The 365-nt window shown below is 42.7% G+C and carries 2 rRNA genes; both read left to right on the top strand.

The window, feature by feature from the left end:
* Positions 1-96, top strand: a 23S ribosomal RNA gene (locus H4J59_RS19110); the annotation flags it as partial.
* A gap of 179 nt (positions 97-275) precedes the next feature.
* Positions 276-365 (top strand): 5S ribosomal RNA (gene rrf / locus H4J59_RS19105); the annotation flags it as partial.

Raw genomic sequence — 365 nt, 5'->3', positions numbered from 1 at the left:
AAGGGTCGTTGGAGACTACAACGTTGATAGGTTGGGTGTGTAAGGACTGCGAGGTCTTGAGCTAACCAATACTAATTACCCGTGAGGCTTAACCATACAACACCCAAGTGGTTTTAAGTTGTGTGACGTTTGACATAGTAGAATTGCATAGGAATATGCAACATCACGTACATGAGTGATGAATAAGAGAAACCAAGAAAAAGTAACACAAAACGTATTTATACATCACTGAGACGAGTTTCATTGATACAGCTTTTTAGATTGTACCCTTTTTGTCTAGCGACAATAGCGACATGGCCCCACCTGATCCCATTCCGAACTCAGAAGTGAAACGTGTTAGCGCCGATGGTAGTGTGGGAGTTCCC

The sequence above is a fragment of the Colwellia sp. MB02u-10 genome (assembly GCF_014077185.1).
Lineage (GTDB): Bacteria > Pseudomonadota > Gammaproteobacteria > Enterobacterales > Alteromonadaceae > Cognaticolwellia.
Note: the sequence above shows the minus strand (reverse complement) of the source record. Positions and strands in the feature narration are given on the sequence as shown.